The 17,957-nt window shown below is 60.3% G+C and carries 14 protein-coding genes and 2 tRNA genes; 9 read left to right on the top strand and 7 right to left on the bottom strand.

From position 1 onward, the window contains the following. Positions 1-10: 10 nt before the first annotated feature. Positions 11-1,807 carry an APC family permease gene (locus SE86_RS04145; RefSeq protein ID WP_211096465.1) on the bottom strand — a complete coding sequence of 599 codons (1,797 nt, stop codon included), beginning with the start codon at positions 1,805-1,807 and terminating at the stop codon, positions 11-13. An 889-nt stretch (positions 1,808-2,696) separates the two neighbouring features. Between SE86_RS04145 and SE86_RS04140 the strand changes: the two genes are divergently transcribed. The 4 genes from SE86_RS04140 (at position 2,697) to SE86_RS04125 (ending at position 6,520) form a co-directional block, all read left to right on the top strand. Further along, positions 2,697-2,775 (top strand) — tRNA-Arg (locus SE86_RS04140). A gap of 79 nt (positions 2,776-2,854) precedes the next feature. Then, positions 2,855-4,663, top strand: a complete 1,809-nt coding sequence (locus SE86_RS04135; RefSeq protein WP_211096464.1) for a peptide-N4-asparagine amidase — start codon at positions 2,855-2,857, stop codon at positions 4,661-4,663. Positions 4,664-4,916: 253 nt separating this feature from the next. Then, a tRNA-Gly gene (locus tag SE86_RS04130) sits at positions 4,917-4,992 on the top strand. Positions 4,993-5,062: 70 nt separating this feature from the next. Next, positions 5,063-6,520, top strand: coding sequence for an APC family permease (locus tag SE86_RS04125; protein ID WP_117355114.1), 1,458 nt, complete (start codon positions 5,063-5,065; stop codon positions 6,518-6,520). 21 nt (positions 6,521-6,541) lie between these two features. Here the strand turns inward: SE86_RS04125 and SE86_RS04120 are convergent, their stop codons facing one another. Both SE86_RS04120 and SE86_RS04115 read right to left on the bottom strand, forming a co-directional pair. Further along, on the bottom strand, positions 6,542-7,879 hold the full coding sequence (locus SE86_RS04120; RefSeq protein ID WP_117354402.1) for an MFS transporter: 1,338 nt from the start codon (positions 7,877-7,879) through the stop codon (positions 6,542-6,544). A gap of 331 nt (positions 7,880-8,210) precedes the next feature. Then, a complete protein-coding gene (locus SE86_RS04115; RefSeq protein ID WP_158543115.1) occupies positions 8,211-9,785 on the bottom strand; it encodes an extracellular solute-binding protein in 1,575 nt (524 codons plus the stop codon). A 175-nt stretch (positions 9,786-9,960) separates the two neighbouring features. Between SE86_RS04115 and SE86_RS04110 the strand changes: the two genes are divergently transcribed. After that, a complete protein-coding gene (locus tag SE86_RS04110) occupies positions 9,961-11,463 on the top strand; it encodes an extracellular solute-binding protein (RefSeq protein ID WP_158543114.1) in 1,503 nt (500 codons plus the stop codon). 81 nt (positions 11,464-11,544) lie between these two features. Here the strand turns inward: SE86_RS04110 and gapN are convergent, their stop codons facing one another. After that, complete coding sequence (gene gapN / locus SE86_RS04105) at positions 11,545-13,077, bottom strand: NADP-dependent glyceraldehyde-3-phosphate dehydrogenase (protein ID WP_117354399.1); 1,533 nt, start codon at positions 13,075-13,077, stop codon at positions 11,545-11,547. A 207-nt stretch (positions 13,078-13,284) separates the two neighbouring features. Between gapN and SE86_RS04100 the strand changes: the two genes are divergently transcribed. Beyond that, on the top strand, positions 13,285-13,584 hold the full coding sequence (locus SE86_RS04100; protein ID WP_211096463.1) for a hypothetical protein: 300 nt from the start codon (positions 13,285-13,287) through the stop codon (positions 13,582-13,584). Positions 13,585-13,718: 134 nt separating this feature from the next. Next, positions 13,719-14,153 carry an NUDIX domain-containing protein gene (locus SE86_RS04095; RefSeq protein ID WP_117354398.1) on the top strand — a complete coding sequence of 145 codons (435 nt, stop codon included), beginning with the start codon at positions 13,719-13,721 and terminating at the stop codon, positions 14,151-14,153. Here the strand turns inward: SE86_RS04095 and SE86_RS04090 are convergent. Next, positions 14,150-15,214 (bottom strand): FAD-dependent oxidoreductase, encoded by a 1,065-nt coding sequence (locus SE86_RS04090; protein WP_174221336.1) that lies wholly within the window; start codon positions 15,212-15,214, stop codon positions 14,150-14,152. The two genes, SE86_RS04095 and SE86_RS04090, sit on opposite strands and share 4 nt — an antisense overlap. Positions 15,215-15,291: 77 nt before the next feature. Between SE86_RS04090 and SE86_RS04085 the strand changes: the two genes are divergently transcribed. Both SE86_RS04085 and SE86_RS04080 read left to right on the top strand, forming a co-directional pair. Next, a complete protein-coding gene (locus SE86_RS04085) occupies positions 15,292-15,636 on the top strand; it encodes a hypothetical protein (RefSeq protein WP_117354396.1) in 345 nt (114 codons plus the stop codon). A gap of 54 nt (positions 15,637-15,690) precedes the next feature. Continuing rightward, positions 15,691-15,921 carry a sulfurtransferase TusA family protein gene (locus tag SE86_RS04080; protein WP_117354395.1) on the top strand — a complete coding sequence of 77 codons (231 nt, stop codon included), beginning with the start codon at positions 15,691-15,693 and terminating at the stop codon, positions 15,919-15,921. A gap of 213 nt (positions 15,922-16,134) precedes the next feature. Here SE86_RS04080 and SE86_RS04075 read toward each other — a convergent pair whose 3' ends face one another. Further along, positions 16,135-16,884 (bottom strand): methyltransferase domain-containing protein, encoded by a 750-nt coding sequence (locus SE86_RS04075; RefSeq protein ID WP_117354394.1) that lies wholly within the window; start codon positions 16,882-16,884, stop codon positions 16,135-16,137. A gap of 35 nt (positions 16,885-16,919) precedes the next feature. After that, positions 16,920-17,948 (bottom strand): V-type ATPase subunit, encoded by a 1,029-nt coding sequence (locus SE86_RS04070; protein WP_117354393.1) that lies wholly within the window; start codon positions 17,946-17,948, stop codon positions 16,920-16,922. Positions 17,949-17,957: the final 9 nt, after the last annotated feature.

Genomic DNA, 17,957 nt, shown 5'->3' with positions numbered 1-17,957 from the left:
GCCAAAAAAATCACTCAACGGGCAGCCCCCTCTCCTTCACCATCTTCAAGTCCTTGGTCTCATAGGCAGTGTAGACCCCGAGGAAGTAGACGCCGATGGCAGCGACAGCCATGACTATGTAGTCCATGGGGTAAGGTATTAGGGGCTGCGACAGGGGGCCGAGGGAGCCTGTATATGATATTACGCCAATGACTATGTTGAAGACAACTATCCACACGGCGCCCTTGACGTCGGGGTGATGTGCTATGAACTGTATGACCAGCAGGGCCGCGACCTGTATCAGGGACAGGGCGGCCCAGTATATTGCGAAGCCCAGCAGGCCCCAGCCTTCAAGGACCATGTAGTAGGCGGCTATTGTTGCTGCTGAGGCCGCCCAGAGGGAGCCGGCGATGGCCGCGGCCGCCCCAGTTGAGAGCCCGAGCTCCCTCCTGTAGGGGCCCAGCAGGAGGAGGGGCAGGCCGATCACTACAAGCTCCACCACGGTGTTGACCAGGCTCCAGCCCGACCAGTAGACCAGCATGACCGCGGCTATGAACCCCAGCGGGTAGAACAAGTACCAGGCCGGCGGCCTGTAGGGCCTCTTGAGGTCAGGCGCCAGCCTCCTCAGGGCGTGGTTCGTGACGCCAACCGAGATGTAGTTGTAGACCGTCGCGAGGGCAGAGATAGACATTATGGCATACCAGGTCGGGAAGGGAAATAGGAACGCCACTGCTATGACTGTTGACACCAGGAGGGCCACCCAGGGGCTCTTGAACCTCGGGTGAATCCTTGCGAAGAATTCAGGTATGTAGCCCACCCTTGCCATGCCGTATATGTTCCTGCCGCTCGAGCCCGCGTAAGTGGCGAGGGTGCCGAGCGGCGAGAGGACGGCGTCTATGAGGAGCACTATGGCAAAGCCCACGAGCACAGGGACCCCGGTGGCCACGAGCTCAGAGTAGAACGGGTGCGCCTCCCAGGAGCTGCTCGCCAGGCCGCTCCAGTTGCCGAAGGCAATACCAGCGCTCTGCCAGTTTACGCCGCCTATGAAGGCCAGCTCTATGAGGATGTAGAGGACTATGGTAACGGCCAGCGCAAGGAGGGTGCCAAGCGGCACGTCCCTCTGCGGGTTCTTCGTCTCGCCGGCGTACTCAAGGCTCTGCCTGAAGCCCTCGTACGCCCAGACTATGCCAGTCGTTATCATGCCGCCGAAGACAGCCGCGGTGCCGTAGGGGAAGAAGCCCCCTGGGGCGCCTGTGAAGTTCTTCGTGTGGAAGTAGAGCAGCATCAGGAGTACCACGGTGAGAGTCGGCACCGTGAGCTTCCAGGCCGTGACAACCCTGTTGAACCAGCCAAAGACCTGCACCCCGAGGAAGTGGATGGCGAAGAACACAAGTATGAGGCCGGCCGTTATGGCAACCCCTACAGGGGTGAGAACCCCAACCTTGCTGTTCCAGACCCAGGGCAGGTACTCGCTCGAGTACTCAACTATGGCAACTGCCTCTACGCTGATGGTCGTCGCGGCCCCTATGAAGTATGCCCAGGCCAGCATGTAGTTGCTTAGCGTGCCGTGGGTGTAGTGGTTGTACCTCGCCAGGGAGCCGGTGAACGGGAAGAGGCCCCCGAGCTCGGCGAAGCCGAAGACCATGAAGGAGAAGAATATGCCCGCTATAATCCACGAGAGCACCGCGGCGGGCCCCATGAAGCCAACCGCGCCTAGGGCTGAGAAGAGCCAGCCAGAGCCTACCATGCCGCTTATGCCTAACATAAAGACGTCAAGCAGAGTAAGGGACCTCCTAAGCGTGGGCCCTGCCGTGGGAGGGTCGCTCACCCTCTCATTACTAGACTCAGGCGCAAAGGCTGACCACCGCTAGTCCTACGATCCTCCCTGCCATCTTATAAAAATTTCGAATCCATCTTATAAAAATTTCGAATGTTTAGTTTTAATTACCTACTACTTTCTATATTCTATACGTTTGGTTAGAGAGCCTTATACGCCCACACAAGTGCCGTTAGCTAAGCTGGTCCTGGTTCAAGAGAAGCCTCTCCCCTCTTTTTCATCATTTAAGGTGCCCAGAAAGTTGGCGCGGGCTAAGCAGGGCACGCCAGGATTTGCCCTGCGCATTGGAGTTCGTGCCCTACCTCGTGCCCCTCAACAGCACCTACGTTAACATCTCAGACCTCTTCTACCCCGTCCAGGACTGCAAGTACTCAAGGCAGTGATATGCTTAATAGGCCGCCCTTCATCGCCCTGGCGGCCCTTTGGAGGCTTTGGGGCGGTGAACTCATTTAAGGCTGCGTCCCTTCGCCCGAAGGCCCTCCAGGCCTCCCTTGATAGGTCCGTCCTGACTGTTCCTGTGGTTTGTTATGGTAGCCTTCGCTGTTGGCCTGCTCTGCACCACAGTACATCAGCAACACAGCAGCACACTACTACGTCAGCTGTGCAGCTGTCGCTGAGCCCGCCAGCCCTGAGCTCATGCACAGCTGACGAACGCCACGGCCGCCATGCCCTTGTTCAGGCAGGCCGAGGACCTGGCGGTGAGCCTCTACTTCTACATGTGATTCAGCTGGGCTACTACTGAGTGGTGAAGCCCTACATAAACTGCTACACAGGCAGCATCTCTTGGAGGGGAACCCAATGATTGCAGGAGGCAACGGCAGCATGTTCTGATGGTGGACCAAGGCCTAGGCCTATTTAACCTTCACGGGCGAGGGTAGCTGGGCCCGTGGCGCAGCCAGGATCAGCGCGCCAGCCTCCGGAGCTGGTGGTCCCGGGTTCAAATCCCGGCGGGCCCGCCATGCCTGCCGACTTCATAAAAACGTTTATTTTTTCCTCCTGCCGTGGGAGCATTGGAGGCACAGAGGTTGGTGGGATAAGTTGAGGGCACACGTTCTTGCGTTAGCAGCCCTGCTCGCGCTGTCGCTCCTGGCAGCTGCGCCAGCAGGGGCCCTGGGGCCGGCGGCCCACAGGAGCTACCAGGCGGGGCCGGTGCCTCACCCAACGCAAGTGCATCATCCAATACTCGTTACCTACGCTGGCAGGGCCCTCGGCGGCCATGACGGGTACTACTCCTTCCAGGCCTTCAAGTACATACCGCCCAACGAGACCCCAGAGGTCATATGGATAGCCAAGGACGTAATGTTCAACAACACGGCGGTGCCCTACAACGCCACCGTCTACGTGCCCCCTGGCAACTACAGCCTCATGCTCCTTAACATCTCGATAAGGGAGGCCGGCGGGCCCCAGTACGACAGGATAGTCGACGTATTTGCTAACGGCACCCCGCTGCTCTGGGGGTCCACCCAGGAGGTCCTGAACTCCACGGCAGCTGTTGACGTGACGTTCTTTGAGAACCTCCTGAGGGGCCCAGTGAGGTTCCAGGTGCTGCTGCCCAACTTCTACGCGCCCAGCATAGGCATAACGGGCTACTACCTGGTCAACTTGACGCTCCTGCTCTACAATGGCACCCCTCCGGCTGGCCTGCCGAACGTGATCATACCCCTCTTCGTCACCTCGCCAGCCGGCTACTCCTTTGAGTTCTTCGACGCATACCAGGACTATGCAGTGCAATACATGTCCATACCTAACGGCACCTACAGGGCCTGGCTCGTGCTCTACACCAATGGCGGCTACAATGACGAGTTCTGGTACACTAACATGCCAGCAGTCAGGTACATTAAGGTGTACTATGACGACCACCTGGCCGGCATAATCAACCCGTTCGAGACCGTCTACACAGGCGGCATAAACCTGTTCTGGTGGAAGCCGGTGACCTCAATAAACACCCTGGCCTTCCACATGCCTGACACTATAGACCTCACGCCGCTACTGGCCTACGGCCTCAACGCAACTATAGCCGTACACGTGGCCGACCTGCTCGCCTCCGCCGAGACCATGGGCGTGCCTGGCAGGTACTTCCAGTGGCACCTGGGCGGCTTCCTGGCGCTCTGGGTTAACAGCAGCAACCCGATGGTGGGTGCGAGGGTGCTGACGGCCAGCGCAAGCTACAGTGACACTGGGCCCCTCATAATGACTTACAGCGCGGCCGGCCTCTACTTTGACGAGGGCGCCAGCTACTCAATAAACTACACCTCGGAGCTCATGTTCGAGCACGGCACTGAGACTGTGAGCACGGCGGAGGCCGGCAGGACGACCGTGAGGCAGGCCTACAACTACGCGGGCACCTTCTCCTTCAACTACCTTGACGAGCAGTTCAGCGTGAGCTCGTGGGCCGAGGGCTACGAGCCCTACACGCTCAGCCTGACAGCCAACTGGCCGGTGACGCTGTACTACGACTCCGTCGCAGTGCCCATAACCCCGCCGACCACGTTCCCGTACAACGCGTCGTTCACGCAGAACGGCAGCATATACATGGCGCCGTCGTACAGCCTGAGCTACTCCTGGCATAGCTACAGCTTCACCGAGAGCATGAGCTATAACCTGGGGGCCGTGGGAGGCTTCTCCGGCATACTTGAGTTCATAAACCCGACTGGGGCCGTACTAATTGGCCTCACCTCTAACAACGCGCTCACTCAGAAGTCGCTGACAGCGGAGGTCCTGGTGAACGGCCGCGGCTTCACGGAGAGCGCCTACCTTGAGGGGCTGCAGAACAGCACCGTTAACGCGGCAGGGTACCTGATTGCCAACCAGTTCAGCTACAGCCTGATAAACGGAGGCCTGCCGTGACTGGGGCCTCACCTTTTCCCATAAAATATTCCCCTCATCTTTTCATCTTTTTTCACTCCCTGCGCATGACCTAGGCGCAACCTAGAAGGACCGCCGCGGCCTCAGGCCGTGAAGCCTCGTCACTTCTCTGCGGTTGGGCTCCGTGGGAACGTTTGTCCTCATCGGCCAGGCTTTGGCTGTAGCCTGAAGCTAATAAGCCTGTCAGGCACAGGGCCTTAGACTTAAAACTCCAATCGGCAGGGAAGGCAACGGTGCGGCGGTAGTCTAGCCTGGACTAGGACGCCGGCCCTCCAAGCCGGAGGTCCCGGGTTCAAATCCCGGCCGCCGCACCTCCCGCGCATGGAGCCGCCAGGGTCAGCAATTTAAGAATCCCACGCATACGGTTACCCCGTGGTCGCTATGTCATCCCAGCTCCGAAGGGGCTCCATGCCCTTCTACGCCATGGTAGCAGCCGTGGTGGCGGGGGTCCTACCTATAATTGGCCCTATAGAGGTGACCGCCTTCATAAGCGACGCAGGGCCGGCGGCCATATGGCCCGTAATAATTGGCTACGCGCTCTTCGTGCTGGTATCACTCCCCATACTTGAGTACACTAGGATAGTGCCATTCACGGGCGGCTACTACGGCCTCGCCGAGCTCGGCTTCGGCCGCGGGGCTGGCAAGTTCACTGCCCTGGGCAACTACTTCTTCTACAACTGGTGGCAGGCCGCCAACGCGTTCTTCATAGGGTGGCTCCTGGTCGACACGCTGTACTACGTGTACCACACGATGCCGCCCATGTGGGTCTGGCTCCTCGCCGGCATCGCGACGCTGGCCGTGACTTACGCTATGGCCGTGCAGCCCGCCAGGAGGCTTGGCAACGTGCTCACGGCCGCCGTCATTGCTGCCCTTATCGTTGTGGTCGCGTTCACGGTGGCCGTAATAGCTAGGAGCCCCTACAACTCGGCTTACTTCCTCAACCCGGCAAACAGCAGCGGCGGGCTCAGGGGGCTCATGCTTGCGACCGCTATAGTTGGCTTCTTCACGTTCGCCGGCTACGGCACGGCGCTCTTCTACACAGAGGAGGGGGCAAACCCCACAAGGGACGCCTGGAGGGCCATATACATAGGCCTCACGATATCAGCCGTAGCTATCGCCATCGCGGCCTACTCTGAGCTCGTCGCGGTGCCCAGGGGCGAGCTGAGCAACGTTATCTCAGCCCCGCTGCCCCAGATAGCGGCGTGGTCAAGGTACTTCCCGCTGGCGGCCCTAGCGGCGCTTAACTTTGTCATACTTCTCGTCTCCCTCATCGCCTTCGGGGCCGGCGGCGGCTCCCAGGCGAGGCTGCTCTGGGCCATGGCTAGGGACAACTTCATAAGGAGCGGGTGGCTCAAGAGGCTGAGCAGACACGACGTCCCAGCCAACGCGGCGCTGCTGAACTTCATAGTGGCCCTGGCCACGACGCTGGCGGTGGGCCTATCGCTTGTCAAGGTGTACGGCTACAACACGAGCACCGTGGCCGTGGCGTGGTACGTCATGGGGACGGCATCGAGCATAACGTGGTACTTCCACCACTTCGTGCCGGAGTTCGGCCTCTTCCCCTACCTCAGGAGGCATCCGGAGCTGAGGTTCTCAGCCGCCCGCAAGGTCATCTCAGGCCTACTGTTCCCAGTGCTGGGCACCGCCCTGTTCGTCTACACGTTCTACGAGGGCGTCATAAGCGACCTAGCAGAACCCTACTTCGCCTTTGTCGCGGCGTCGCTCTCCGTAATGGCCGGGGTGGCAGCATACACCGCGTACAAGGCCAGGGCGGGCCAGCTGGGCGAGAGCGTCGTCACCTACATGGCTGCCGAGGCGGGCAGAAAGACCTCAGGCTAATTTTTTAAAATTAGTTATAAATTATAGTGCGCCTGGCCTGGTCCCTGGCCTTGGGGAGGAGGCGCTCTCCAGCAGCGCCCTCCTCGTGTCGTAGCCGATGAGTCTCCACGCCACCGCCGCGGCGGCGCCGAGGCCCCAGAAGCCCAGGTTGAACACCATGAACTGCCACTCGTCCCAGGCTGAGGTCACGTAGAGGGAGACGTCGTAGGCCACTATGGGAACTGCCCTCACGAGGCCAATCATGGTGGCCCTTATGCTGGTTGGGAACAGCACCGGCTCGTAGACTGTCCTGACTGCCCACGCCAGCTCGCTGAACACCATGTTAAGGAAGAGCAGCGGGTAGAAGAGGGCCAGGAAGCCGTGACTTCCCATTGCGAGGAAGGCGGCAGCTATGAGTATCATCGAGGCCAGGCCGCCGCCGTAGGCGAGCAGCGTGAAGTTCCTGGTGTCCATTATGTCAGGCAGGAGGGCGGCGGGTATGCCAGCTATGGCAGCCCCGAGGGAGGCCACCAGCATTATGAAGTATGTCGTGGCCCCGTGGTAGTAGAAGTAGGCTATGGTGTACGCCATGAGCCCGAAGGTGAGGTACTGGGAGACGCCCAGCGCAACTAGGAAGGCGTACCTGCCGCCGAGGCCCACGGTCGGGGTGACGCTTGAGACGCTCGAGGCCGGCTGGGACGCCAGCCTTGAGGCCTCCCTGAGGGCCCTGTCCCTCATGCCCTTCTCGAGGAGCCACCTGGCGGACTCTGGCATTGCGAGCCTCACCGCCAGGGTTAGTGCCAGGGCGACTGCTGTGACAACTATGAGGGCGAGGGCCGCGTAGACGTAGGAGTTGCTGGCGGTGTAAGTAAGGTAGAGCACAGCGGCGCCGAGCGCCGAGCCTATGTTGTTGAAGTTGGGCGAGAGCACGAGAACCCTGTTCCTGGCAGAGGCCGGCGCGCTCTCAGCTAGGAACGAGAGCGAGACGGGCACCTCGCCCTCTATGCCGACCTTCATGAGGGCCGCCCCAACGAGCCCCACGAGCACGGCGGTGAGGCCGCTGCCCCCCGTGAGAGCTATGTCAACGCCTAGGATGATTATGCCGGCCCCTATGAGGGACATGGTTAGGTAGAAGGCCCCCTTCCTCGCGAGCCTGGTGTCAGAGAGCCTTCCAATAGCTATGTCCCCTATGAAGTCAAGGGCGTAGTAGGCTATGAGGAAGAGCAGGCTCCTGTGAAATACAAGGTACCCGGCGGGCCCTATGGCGGCCTCGAGCCCCCATATCAACATGCCCAGGCTTGTCGATGTGAATATGAGGGTGTGTGCCCTGGTCCACCTGGAGGCGTCTATCCTTGAGCCGAGCTCCTCGACCCTCTCCAAGCTGGCCCCCGGGCGTTTTTACTACTGCCGGTAGTAAAAGCTTTCGCCCATATGGTGAGAGCTGCCTGGGCAGGTGGAAGGACAGGAGGCGGTCACGAAAAACTACCACTGAGGTGGCAGGAAGGCCTGCGCCATTAACATGGCCTCGCAGGGGGGCGTGGGCACCTGCACCCCTGCGTCTGCCCTCCTCTTGGACTTCCTTAGACTCACTGCTTATCACCTCTCCTTTGCGAGTTGCTTATTGTAATATTGTGAGCGGCTGAGGCTATAAGCTGTTGTACTGACTGCTGAAGGGTTACCTAAAAAAAGTCACGTTAGGCTAAGGGGCGCGCTACTCCTGCCTCGCCCATGGGGCCTGCGGGGCCAGCGGCTGAGTGATGGGGGCGGCGGCTGCGGAGGCCGTTGTAGAAGTGCTTGTGGAGTAGGACTCCAGGTCCTGCACCCACGCCTGGGCGGCCTGCTGGAGGGCCTGGGAGGCGTTGGTTATCTGCCCCTCCAGGTAGCCCAGCACCTCCTTCTCCAGGGCTGGCTCGAGAGCCGTGGTGCTTATTGACACGGCCGGTATGGCGGCGTAGGCGTGCTCAGCGGCGTAGAAGGTGGCGTTTATCCACTCCCTCTCATAGGAGGGAATCGAGGAGTTCTCGAGGAGCAGCTGATAGGCCTGCTTGGATATTGGGAAGTTGGTCATGTTGTAGAAGGAGGCGGCCTGCACCTGCGGGCTTGCTATGAAGCTAATGAACTCGAGGGCGAGCTGCTTGTGGGCGGAGTACTTGCTGACGCCGAAGAACGTGGCGCCTCCAAGGGCATAGCCTCCGGGCGCCGGGGCCAGCCTGATATCAGTCAGGTTATTCATGTTAGTGAAGTAGGAGAGCTGCGCGGCAAAAATGAAGGCGCCTGGGGCGTAGTTTGGCTGCTCAAGCAGTGGCACCACGTTGTCATATGACACGAGAAGGGCCGTGGGCGGCGGCATGTAGCTTACTATCTCCCTCTGCACCTCGAGGGCCTCAACCCCGGCGGTGCTGTTGAAGGCCGGCGGCGGGAAGCCGTGGTTCCAGCCGCTCGGTATGCAGCCCATGAAGAGGTCGCCGTAGAGCGGCATCAACCCCATGACGTTGCCGCAGTTGAGGGAGGGGCTGTGCATGTAGTACCACTCGAAGACGAGGGCGTAGGCCTCGTAGAGGTCGAGGTCGCCGGTCTGGTCCCAGAGCAGTATGCCGTACTTAGTTATGTGGTGAGAGGTGAAGAACTGGCTCGCGTCTGCCAGCTGACTCCAGTTGTTCCAGGTCCACGGGTTGAGGCTGAAGCCGTACTCCTGCTGGAACTCCTGCTGAAGGGTCGCGTTGTCGAAGTAGTTAGCGTAGTAGGCCAGCAGCATGACGCTTGTCCCCCTCGCCACGCCGTAGGTCACGTTGCCTACAGTGCCACCGAGGGCCTGGACGGGGTAGAAGAGGTCTGAGATGTTAACGTAGGTGCTGTTGAGGGGCACGAGGTAGGGCACGAACTCCATGGTGTTGGCAGGCGTGTACGTCACTATGTCGTACTGGCCCTGGCCAGACTGAAGCACCGTGAGCTCGTTGCTTATGTACTGCGTGAACGGGAACGCTATCACGTTGACCTTTACGTTAGGGTGCTCCTCCTCGAAGAGGTGAGCTGCGAACTCCATGAAGCCCTGGCCCGTCTTCCCAGTGTAGGTGACCACCGTCAACGTCTCTGGCGAGCTGACGGTCATAGAGGTTGAGGTCGTGGTTGTCATCTGAGTTGTCGTTGTTGCGGTGGTTATAGACGACGTTGTAGGGCTTGAGGTCGTCACATGTCTCCTCATGGAGTAGGCCAGGCCGCCTGCAACGGCCACAACTACTATGATTATCACTATGGCCGCGAGGGCCCCCCTGCTCAGGGAGTTCACGCGCATAACACCGCCTGACGCTGCGCGCTCCTGAAATAAAAGCCTACCTCCTCGTTCACTAGAGTTTCCTTAGACAACTGTAGCCCTATTTAAAATATATAGGAAACAGGTGTTTACGTAGGTAAGGTAGATAACGCATAAATAGCTAGCAAGGCCTTACTAGAGTGGTGAAATCGTGAAGGCAATTTCAGCTAAGGTCACAGCCCTAATAGTCATTATCGTAGTTATAGTTGCCGTCGCTGGTGGGGCCCTATACGTGGTCGGCAGGAGGCACACCACAACTACGGCATCCACTACGACATCCACAAGTACTACCAGCGTCACAGCGACCCCCTCTACGACCCCCTCTACAACTCTGACAGTAGCAACATACGCCGGGGCGCCGGCCCAGCCACTGCTTAACGCTGCGGCCACCGTCTTCGAGGAGGAGCACCCGGGCGTCAAGGTTAAAGTCGTTGTGTTCCCCTACGACCAGTACATAAGCAACGAGCTCACGGTGCTTCAGTCTGGCCAGGGCCAGTACGACATAGTGACGTACACTACTACGACCGTCGGTCAGCTGGCCCCCTACCTGCTGCCCCTCAACTCCTCGGTCATAAATGAGACTGACATACTGCCGCCAGACCTCAATGCCGCTGGGCTTTACCGGAACCCGCTCACGGGCAACGTGACGTGGGTGGGCGTGCCCATACAGACCGACGGCATAGTTATACTCTACAACAAGAACCTGTTCAACAACGCGACCCTTCAGCAGGAGTTCTACAGCGAGTACCACGTACAGCTCAACCCAGAGACCTGGGGCAACTGGACCACGGTGCTTGACGTTGACCAGTTCTTCACATCACACAATATAACTAAGTACGGGGTGCTCCTCTACACTGACCAGAACGATCTGCCGGGGGACACCTTCCTGGCCGTCTTCGGCTACTACTACGTGCACAACTCGACCCTGAACTGCGGCAGCCCCTTCGGCGTTACTGGCTTCGGCACGCTCTTCATGGGATGCGTGCCGAGCGGCTGGAGGTTCCCTCCGCCCTCCTTCAACAACAGCGTCGGCGTGCAGGCCCTTGAAACTCTCAAGGAGCTGGTCAGCTATGAGCCTAACCCGACACAGCTCCAGGTGACATTTTACAACTCGCTTGAGCTCCTCATGAGCGGCCAGGCCGTAGCCATAGCTGGCTACCTGGGCCAGCTGCCGAGCATCGCTGGGACCCCCAACGCCAGCGTAATAGGCGTAGCCCCGCTGCCCGGGAACACCATAAGGATAGGGCTGACGTACATAGGGGTAAGCAAGTACTCGGCCCATAAGAAGCTCGCCCTGGAGTTCCTCCAGCTTGTCGAGTCGCCTCAGTTCCAGGAGGAGGCATTCGTGCAGACCTACGTGTTCCCGTCCTCCAGGCATGCCTATCAGCTGATACTGTCGAACAGCTCAATACCGCTCTACCTGAGGCAGTGGGCCCAGTCAGCATTAGCGGCCGCTAACACCACCGCCTACGTGGCCCCCTACTTCCCGGCGATAACTAAATCGGTCAACAGCCAGGTGGGCGAGTACCTGTTCAACTACATAACTGGGTCCATGTCGAGCCCCCAGCAGGCCCTCCAGGAGGCCGCCGCCGCCCTGGCTAAGGCCATTGAGGCCTACTACAGCGGCTACAGCGCTACCACGAGCTCGTCCTAAAGGGCTTACAGCCGAAAGCCTCGCCCCTCAGGGCGGGGAGGAGGCCAGCTCAAGCGCTCTTCCCTTTCTTTTTTCACCTCATTACAAGTAGTCCCACACGCCCCTGCCCTTGTAGTTGTACACTATAGACTTGTAGGCAGCGACGAAGTCTATGGTGTACCCTATGCCCTCCCTCCCTATGCCTGAGTCCTTCATGCCGCCGAAGGGGTAGTAGCCTATGCCGTGCTTTGGGTAGTCGTTAATGTAGACGGCCCCCACCTCAAGCTGCCTGGCCGCCCTCCTTATCTTTGAGAGGTCGCTGCCGAATAGGGCGGCGTCAAGGCCGTACCTCCTGCCGTTGGCAAGGGCTATGGCCTCGTCCAGGTCCCTCACCTTAACTATAGCTGCTATGGAGGCGAAGACCTCCTTGTTGTACATGTAGAGCTCCGGCAGCCTCAAGGCGTCAACCTCTATGAGAGTGGGCTTTATGTAGTTGGGGCCCAGCTCCTCAACCTTCTCCCCGCCGTGGAGAACCCTGCCGCCCTTTGACACGGCGTCCTTCGTGGCCTCTATAACCTCGTCAGCGGTCTTAACGTCGATTAGCGGCCCCATGTGAGTGCCCTCATCCCTCGGGTCTCCAACCTTAACCTTTGAGAGCCCCTCAACGATCTCCTCCTTCAGCTCGTCGTAGGCCTCTGGCTCGGCGAGCACGTACTTTATTGAGTCGCACCTCTGGCCCGAGTAGCTCGTTATGCCAGTCACTATCTTTGAGGCAGTCTCCTTGACGTTGGCGTCGCTCAGAACTATTGCTGGGTCCCCTCCCCCGAGCTCCATGACGTACTGCTTTACGCCCGCCTCCCTCATGACCTGGAGGCCCGTCTCCGTGCTCCCAGTGAAGGAGACTGCCGCCACCCTCCTGTCGGCTATCACCTCGCCGAAATCCCTGCCCCTCATGGGGAGCACTGCCAGCGCCTCCGGCGGGAAGCCCGAGTCTACTAGCGCCTTTGCTAGGGCCAGGGCTGGCAGGGGGTCAGCCTCGGCAGGCTTAACCATGACGGCGTTCCCCGCCACGGCAGAGTAGACGACCTTGTTAACGGCGTCGAAGAGCGGGTAGTTGAAGGGGAGTATGGCAGCTACGACGCCGAGTGGCTCCCTCTTGACTATGGCCTCCGTCTCAAGGGTCTCGTGGGACCAGTCACCTGGAACGTAGTCGCCGTATATCCTCCTCACGTCAAGCTTTGCGAGCCTAAGTCTCTCGACGCTCGCGTCAACCTCGCCCTCAGCGGCCCTCCTGGTCTTACCAGCATTGATTATGAGTATGTTGACCAGGTCCTCGCGGGCCCCCTCGAGGGCGTCGGCGGCCCTCTCGAAGACCTCAACCCTCTCCTCGCCCGGCATGTCCCTTATGCTCCTCCTTCCAACGGAGTAAACCCTGTCGAGCACCGAAAGCCCCCGCTGTGCTGAGGGCCTCGCCGTCGCAGCGGCGACCCTAAGGTCTATGGGGGACATGACGTCAAGCCTCTCGCCCTCAAGGCTCCACTCGCCGGCAGCGAAGTAGGGGAAGGCGGGCACGTCGCCCTGCCTTACGAGCCCCTTCAGCAGCTCCGAGCTGAGACTCAGCTCCGCTTTCCTCAACGTTATTACCCCTTAATACATGCGGGGCAAAGTTATATGTGACCCTTCATAAGGGGCCGCCCTTGATGCTAGGGCCTAGGGACCTCTTGAGCAAACACATACGTACTTATACTTTTATTTGTATGTCACCCTTGCCTCACTGTGACGCAGGATGTCCCTAGACGTAAAGCAGCTCGTGAGGATGAGCCTGAGGAGCGGGAGAGGCTTATGAGCCAGGTCTTAAGCCAGCTCCTGACCATGAGCAGGGAGCAGGTTGTGTCGACGCTCGTTGAGTTCATGAAGCAGCTCTCAGCCGCCGCGAACGACGACCAGTACAAGGAGGTCTGCAAGACCAACGTCGGCATAATAGCCAGGCTGCCTGACGCGACCGCTAAGCAGGTCATTCAGATGAGGCTTGAGGCGCAGTCAAGGCTTCCGCCAGACCTGAGGGAGAGGGACCAGCGCGTCCTGACGAAGGCTATACAGGAGAGCCCCTACAGCAGCAGGATAATGTCGCTGCTTAAGTAGCCCTCTGCAGGGCCCTTAATTTCCTTTCTCTTTTATATCTTGGCGTGGGCAGCGGGGGAGCTCAAAGCGGTGAGCCCTCCCCTCCTAGCCCTTCACCCTTTTTATTTTCCCCTTTCAGAACACCCGGGATCGCCTTGAGGAAGTGCATAGTGGCCAGCGGCATCCTGGTCGAGGGCGGCAGGGCCCTCATGATATGGCACAGGAAGCTCGGCGTCTGGCTCTACCCAGGGGGCCACGTGGAGCCCAACGAGACCCCCAGGGAGGCCGTCATAAGGGAGTTCGAGGAGGAGACGGGCCTCAGGGTCGAGGCGGTTGGGCCCACCTACGGCATAGGCGACGGGGAGGTCACGGACGAGCCAATGCCCATGGTCATACTCCTCGAGACCGTGAGGTACCCCGATGAGACCCACATACACTACGACCTGGTCTTCAGGGTCAGGAGGGTCGGCGGGGAGCTGAGGGAGGGCACGTGGATGACGCCTGAGGAGCTCGCCAGGGCTAAAACCTACGATAACGTGAGGAGGGCGGTCATGCTAGCTATGGCCCTCTCCTCCAAGGAGAGGGGCTAGCGCTGGCTGAGGTACCTCATTATCGCGTTCGCAGCGTCCATGCCGCTCTTGAGGGCCGGCCCCAGCTGGCTTGGCCCGTGCACCACGTCGCCTGCGGCGAATACCCCCTTCCTGTCAGTCATCATGTCCTTGTTGACCACTATTGTACCCCACTTCGGGTCGATCTTTATGCCGCAGCACTCGCCCTCGAAGGGCGGTGTGGCCCTCTCGCCTATGGCCTCTAGGACGAAGTTGAAGTATGCGTCGAACTCACTCCCAGGTATGGGCTCAGGCCTAGGCCTCCTCTCGCCTGGGACCTGCACCAGCCTGTTCCTTATTATCCTTGCAATCCTCTTGCCGGCCTCCTCCCTGTAGGCTATAGGCACGGTGAGCTCCCAGATCTCGACCCCTGAGGCCTCGAGGTTTGTCATCTCCATGGGCCCCATGGGGGCCTCGTTCCTGGTCCTCCTGTAGCTCAGCACTATCTTCTTCATCCTCTCCTTGTACTCAGGGTAGGTCCTCGGCACGTAGGCAGCGTCCTCAGCTGTGTAGCCGCCCCCCACGACGAGCAGATCGCCCTTGATGTCAGGCACTATGTCCCAGGGCCTGTAGCCGAACTTAGCCAGGTGGGTGGCTATGAGGAACTCCATGGCCGGGTAGACCCAGGGCATCTCCTCCCCAGGGACGTTTGACTTGTTGCTCGTCCAGGTGCCGGTGGCTATGAGGACGGCGTCGTATGACTTTATGATATCCTCAAGGTCAACTACGTTCTTAGCCTTCACCAGCTCGTCCATCCTCTCGAGGTTCCTGTTGCCGACCTTCGTGTTGAGCACGAACTCGACGCCGGCGTCCATCAGCTCCCTCACGCCCTCCCTCACCGGGGGCTTCGGTATCCTGTCCACATGTATGCCGAAGATGAGCATGCCTCCGGGCTCTGGCATCATGTCGTAGATCGTGACGTCGTAGCCCTTGCACCTGAGCAGCCCAGCTGCCCCAAGGCCAGCCGTGCCCGCCCCAACTATGGCGACCTTCTTTCCGTTGCTTGGGGGCACCTGGTTAGGCTTACACCTGAGGAACTTCAAGCTAACCTGCACCCCTGGGCAGAGCTATAGCAAGGAATTTATGCGTTAAAGGTGACAAGAACCCGGTGTCGAACGCCTTGGAGTGCGAGAGGGGGAGCGCCGAGGACTGCGGCGCGAACTGGATGGTGTGCCCCTCGGGCCTGCCAGAGGAGCTTGGGGAGCACATGATGATCTTCAAGTACTTGAGGCCGGGCTCGCTCATACCTGCGGTGTCCCAGGACATGGAGTGGGCATACTTCCTCTACTTCAACGAGAGCGGGGCCGGCTTCTACCTAGCAATGAGGAACGAGAAGTTCAACGACCCCGCCTGCGCGCAGAGGGTGAAGGAGGGCCTCATGAACAGCGTTGACGAGGTCCTTGAGGGTGACCCGCACAGGTCCCTGGTTGAGTACATAATCACCAACGTGATGTTCCCGGCCTGAGAGTAAGGAGGAGCCGTTAAGATCACCTAAGGCAAGGGCGAACGGGGAGGCCGCTTGAAGGTCTTTGACTACAGGGGGAAGGAGTGCCCCGAGGGCTACGTGCTGGCCATGAGGGTCATAGACGGCCTGTCGCCCGGCGAGGAGGCGGAGGTTTTAATGGACTCGTGGCGCTGCGCCGCCATGATAGCCTACTCGCTAAAGGACAACAGAAGGGTGAAGGTTGACGTCGATAAGGAGGGGAGCGTGATAAAGTTCAGGTTCACGAGGCTGAGCGCCCCTACATAACCTTTAACGCCTTTAAAGCCATCGCATCACGTTTAATACGGAGTTACCTGGCCTCCCCTTAATGTCCTCAGCTGATGATGGGCCCCGCTCACGAGGCGAGGGCGAAAGGGGGCCGCGGATGGGAGGGTAGCGGCGCTGCCCTCGATCAGCCCCTATGACCTGAGGGTGGCGCGGGTAATGCATCAGGAGGGGCGCCCGCGGCGCTGAAAGTAATCAATGGTGAGGGTTAGTTGCGCCGTGGGTAAACGCCCTCCTAGGCCCCTCGGCGTATAGTATGCCCACCAGGAAAGGCGTCGGCCTAAAGCTAACCTCCCTGAAGCGCCTCGAGGCCTCCCTGATGAGCTGGCTCGGCGTCATCATGCTAAGCACCGTCCTGTGTATGTCACCGAACTTCAGCCCATCCTTGCCGCAGCCCATGGCCAGCCCTATGGCTGGCCCCACGTACCTGAAGTGGAAGAGCGAGAGGCCGAGCTCGAGGGGGCTCTCGGGCCTGTAGAGGTCGACCATAGCGAGCCTCCCATCGTCAGCCAACACCCTTGAGAACTCGTCTAGGGCCCCAAGGTAGTTGGCGGCGTCCCTGAAGGAGAACATAGCAACCGCGCCGTCGAAGGCCCCCTGTCTGAACGGCATGCCCTCAAAGACCCCCCTCACGGGCCCGGTGCCGTCGCCCGCAGCCAGCGCGGCCCTCCTGAGGTTCAGGGTGCCCGGGTCCATGGCAACTATCCTGGCCCTGGGGTAGAGGGTCCTCAGCACCTTAGTTGAGGTGCCGGGGCCGCAGCCCGCGTCAAGTATTGTAGACGGGGGGTCCCTGCCGTACCCTATCAAGGCCGCGGCCAGGAGCCTCAGCCTCCTGGCGAGGTAGAGGCTTATGGCGTCGCTCACGGGCTCGTAGCAGCCCTTGGTTGAGAGCATCTGTATGTCATTAACTATGAGGTCCCACAGCTCGCCCTCAAGGCCTGACATCGGGGCCCAGCTCCAAGGCAGCTCTGGGCAAGCTACTAAATAACGGCTTGCTCAAGCTCCTCCTGCGTCAGGTTCAGCATTATGCCGCCGACCAGGGCCCTAACGCTGTCAACCTCAAGCGTCAGGAGCGTCAGTGCAGCAGCCACAAGGGCAGGCGTGAAGGGGTAGCCCTCGAAGGCCGCGAGGGAGGCCCTGTGGGCGGCTAGCCTCGCTGACCTCCTGGCTGAGGCCATGAGCTCCTTAACGCTCCTGCCCTCAAGCTTGACGTACCTCAGGGCCGGGGAGACGTCCATGACCAGTCCTGTGACCTCGCCCTCGAGGCCCCTCTCGTACGCCGCCGCCAGGAGGGCCCAGTCAACGCCGCAGACCTTCGGCCCCTCCACCGCCCTAGCAAAGGTCTTGGGGTTCAGCCTTAGTGCCCAGGCCTCCAGGAGCCCAAGGGCCGCCCTCTCCTCCACCAGGGGGCACATGATCCTCTCCACGTCCTTTGCCTCAGGGCCGCCTACGGCCGCAAGGGCCCCCCTGAGCACGAGGGAGCCGCCGAGCAGCGAGAGGAAGGTGAAGACCTCAGGCTGCCTGAGATCCGTATAGGCCTCCAACGCCATGGCTACTGCCCTCTTAAGGTCCCTGTCCCTCACCGCCTCCTGAAGCCTTGAGAGGCTCGCCGACGCCTCAAGCTCCTGCAGCACGTGGGCGGTGGAGCTGAGCCCCCACTCCATTGAGGGCAGCCACCTGGGCGGGGGCTGGCCCTCGGCGAGAGCCCTGGCCACAGTCATAAGGTCCTCGAGCTCCCTGAGCCTCCCGAAGGCGTTTATGAGCCCCCTTGCCTCAGCTGGGGCCAGCCTGTAGACCTCCTCAAGGTTTGAGAAGTAGACCGCGGCGAGCGCCCTCTCGAGCGACTCAGGGTCCTTGGCCTCCGCGGCCCGCGAGTACAGGCTTTCCCTCAGCGCCATGACGGCCTCGCTGAGGGGAGGGGCTATCTCCTTCAGCTTAGGCCCCAGCATCCTTGACTTCATGTACCTGAGCACGGGGACCAGGCGGGCGTAGTCGGCAGACCCTGGCAAGGGCCGCAC

The organism is Acidilobus sp. 7A, from assembly GCF_003431325.1.
Taxonomy (GTDB): domain Archaea; phylum Thermoproteota; class Thermoprotei_A; order Sulfolobales; family Acidilobaceae; genus Acidilobus.
The sequence above is the reverse complement of the archived record's forward strand: the minus strand, read 5'-3'. Positions and strand labels throughout refer to the sequence as shown.

Excerpts from the sequence above, each read along its gene's own strand:
- SE86_RS04075 (WP_117354394.1), bottom strand. The coding sequence starts at position 16,884 with ATGTCAGGCCTTGAGGGCGAGCTGTGGGACCTCATAGTTAATGACATA.
- SE86_RS04100 (WP_211096463.1), top strand. The coding sequence starts at position 13,285 with ATGAGCCAGGTCTTAAGCCAGCTCCTGACCATGAGCAGGGAGCAGGTT.
- SE86_RS04125 (WP_117355114.1), top strand. The coding sequence starts at position 5,063 with ATGTCATCCCAGCTCCGAAGGGGCTCCATGCCCTTCTACGCCATGGTA.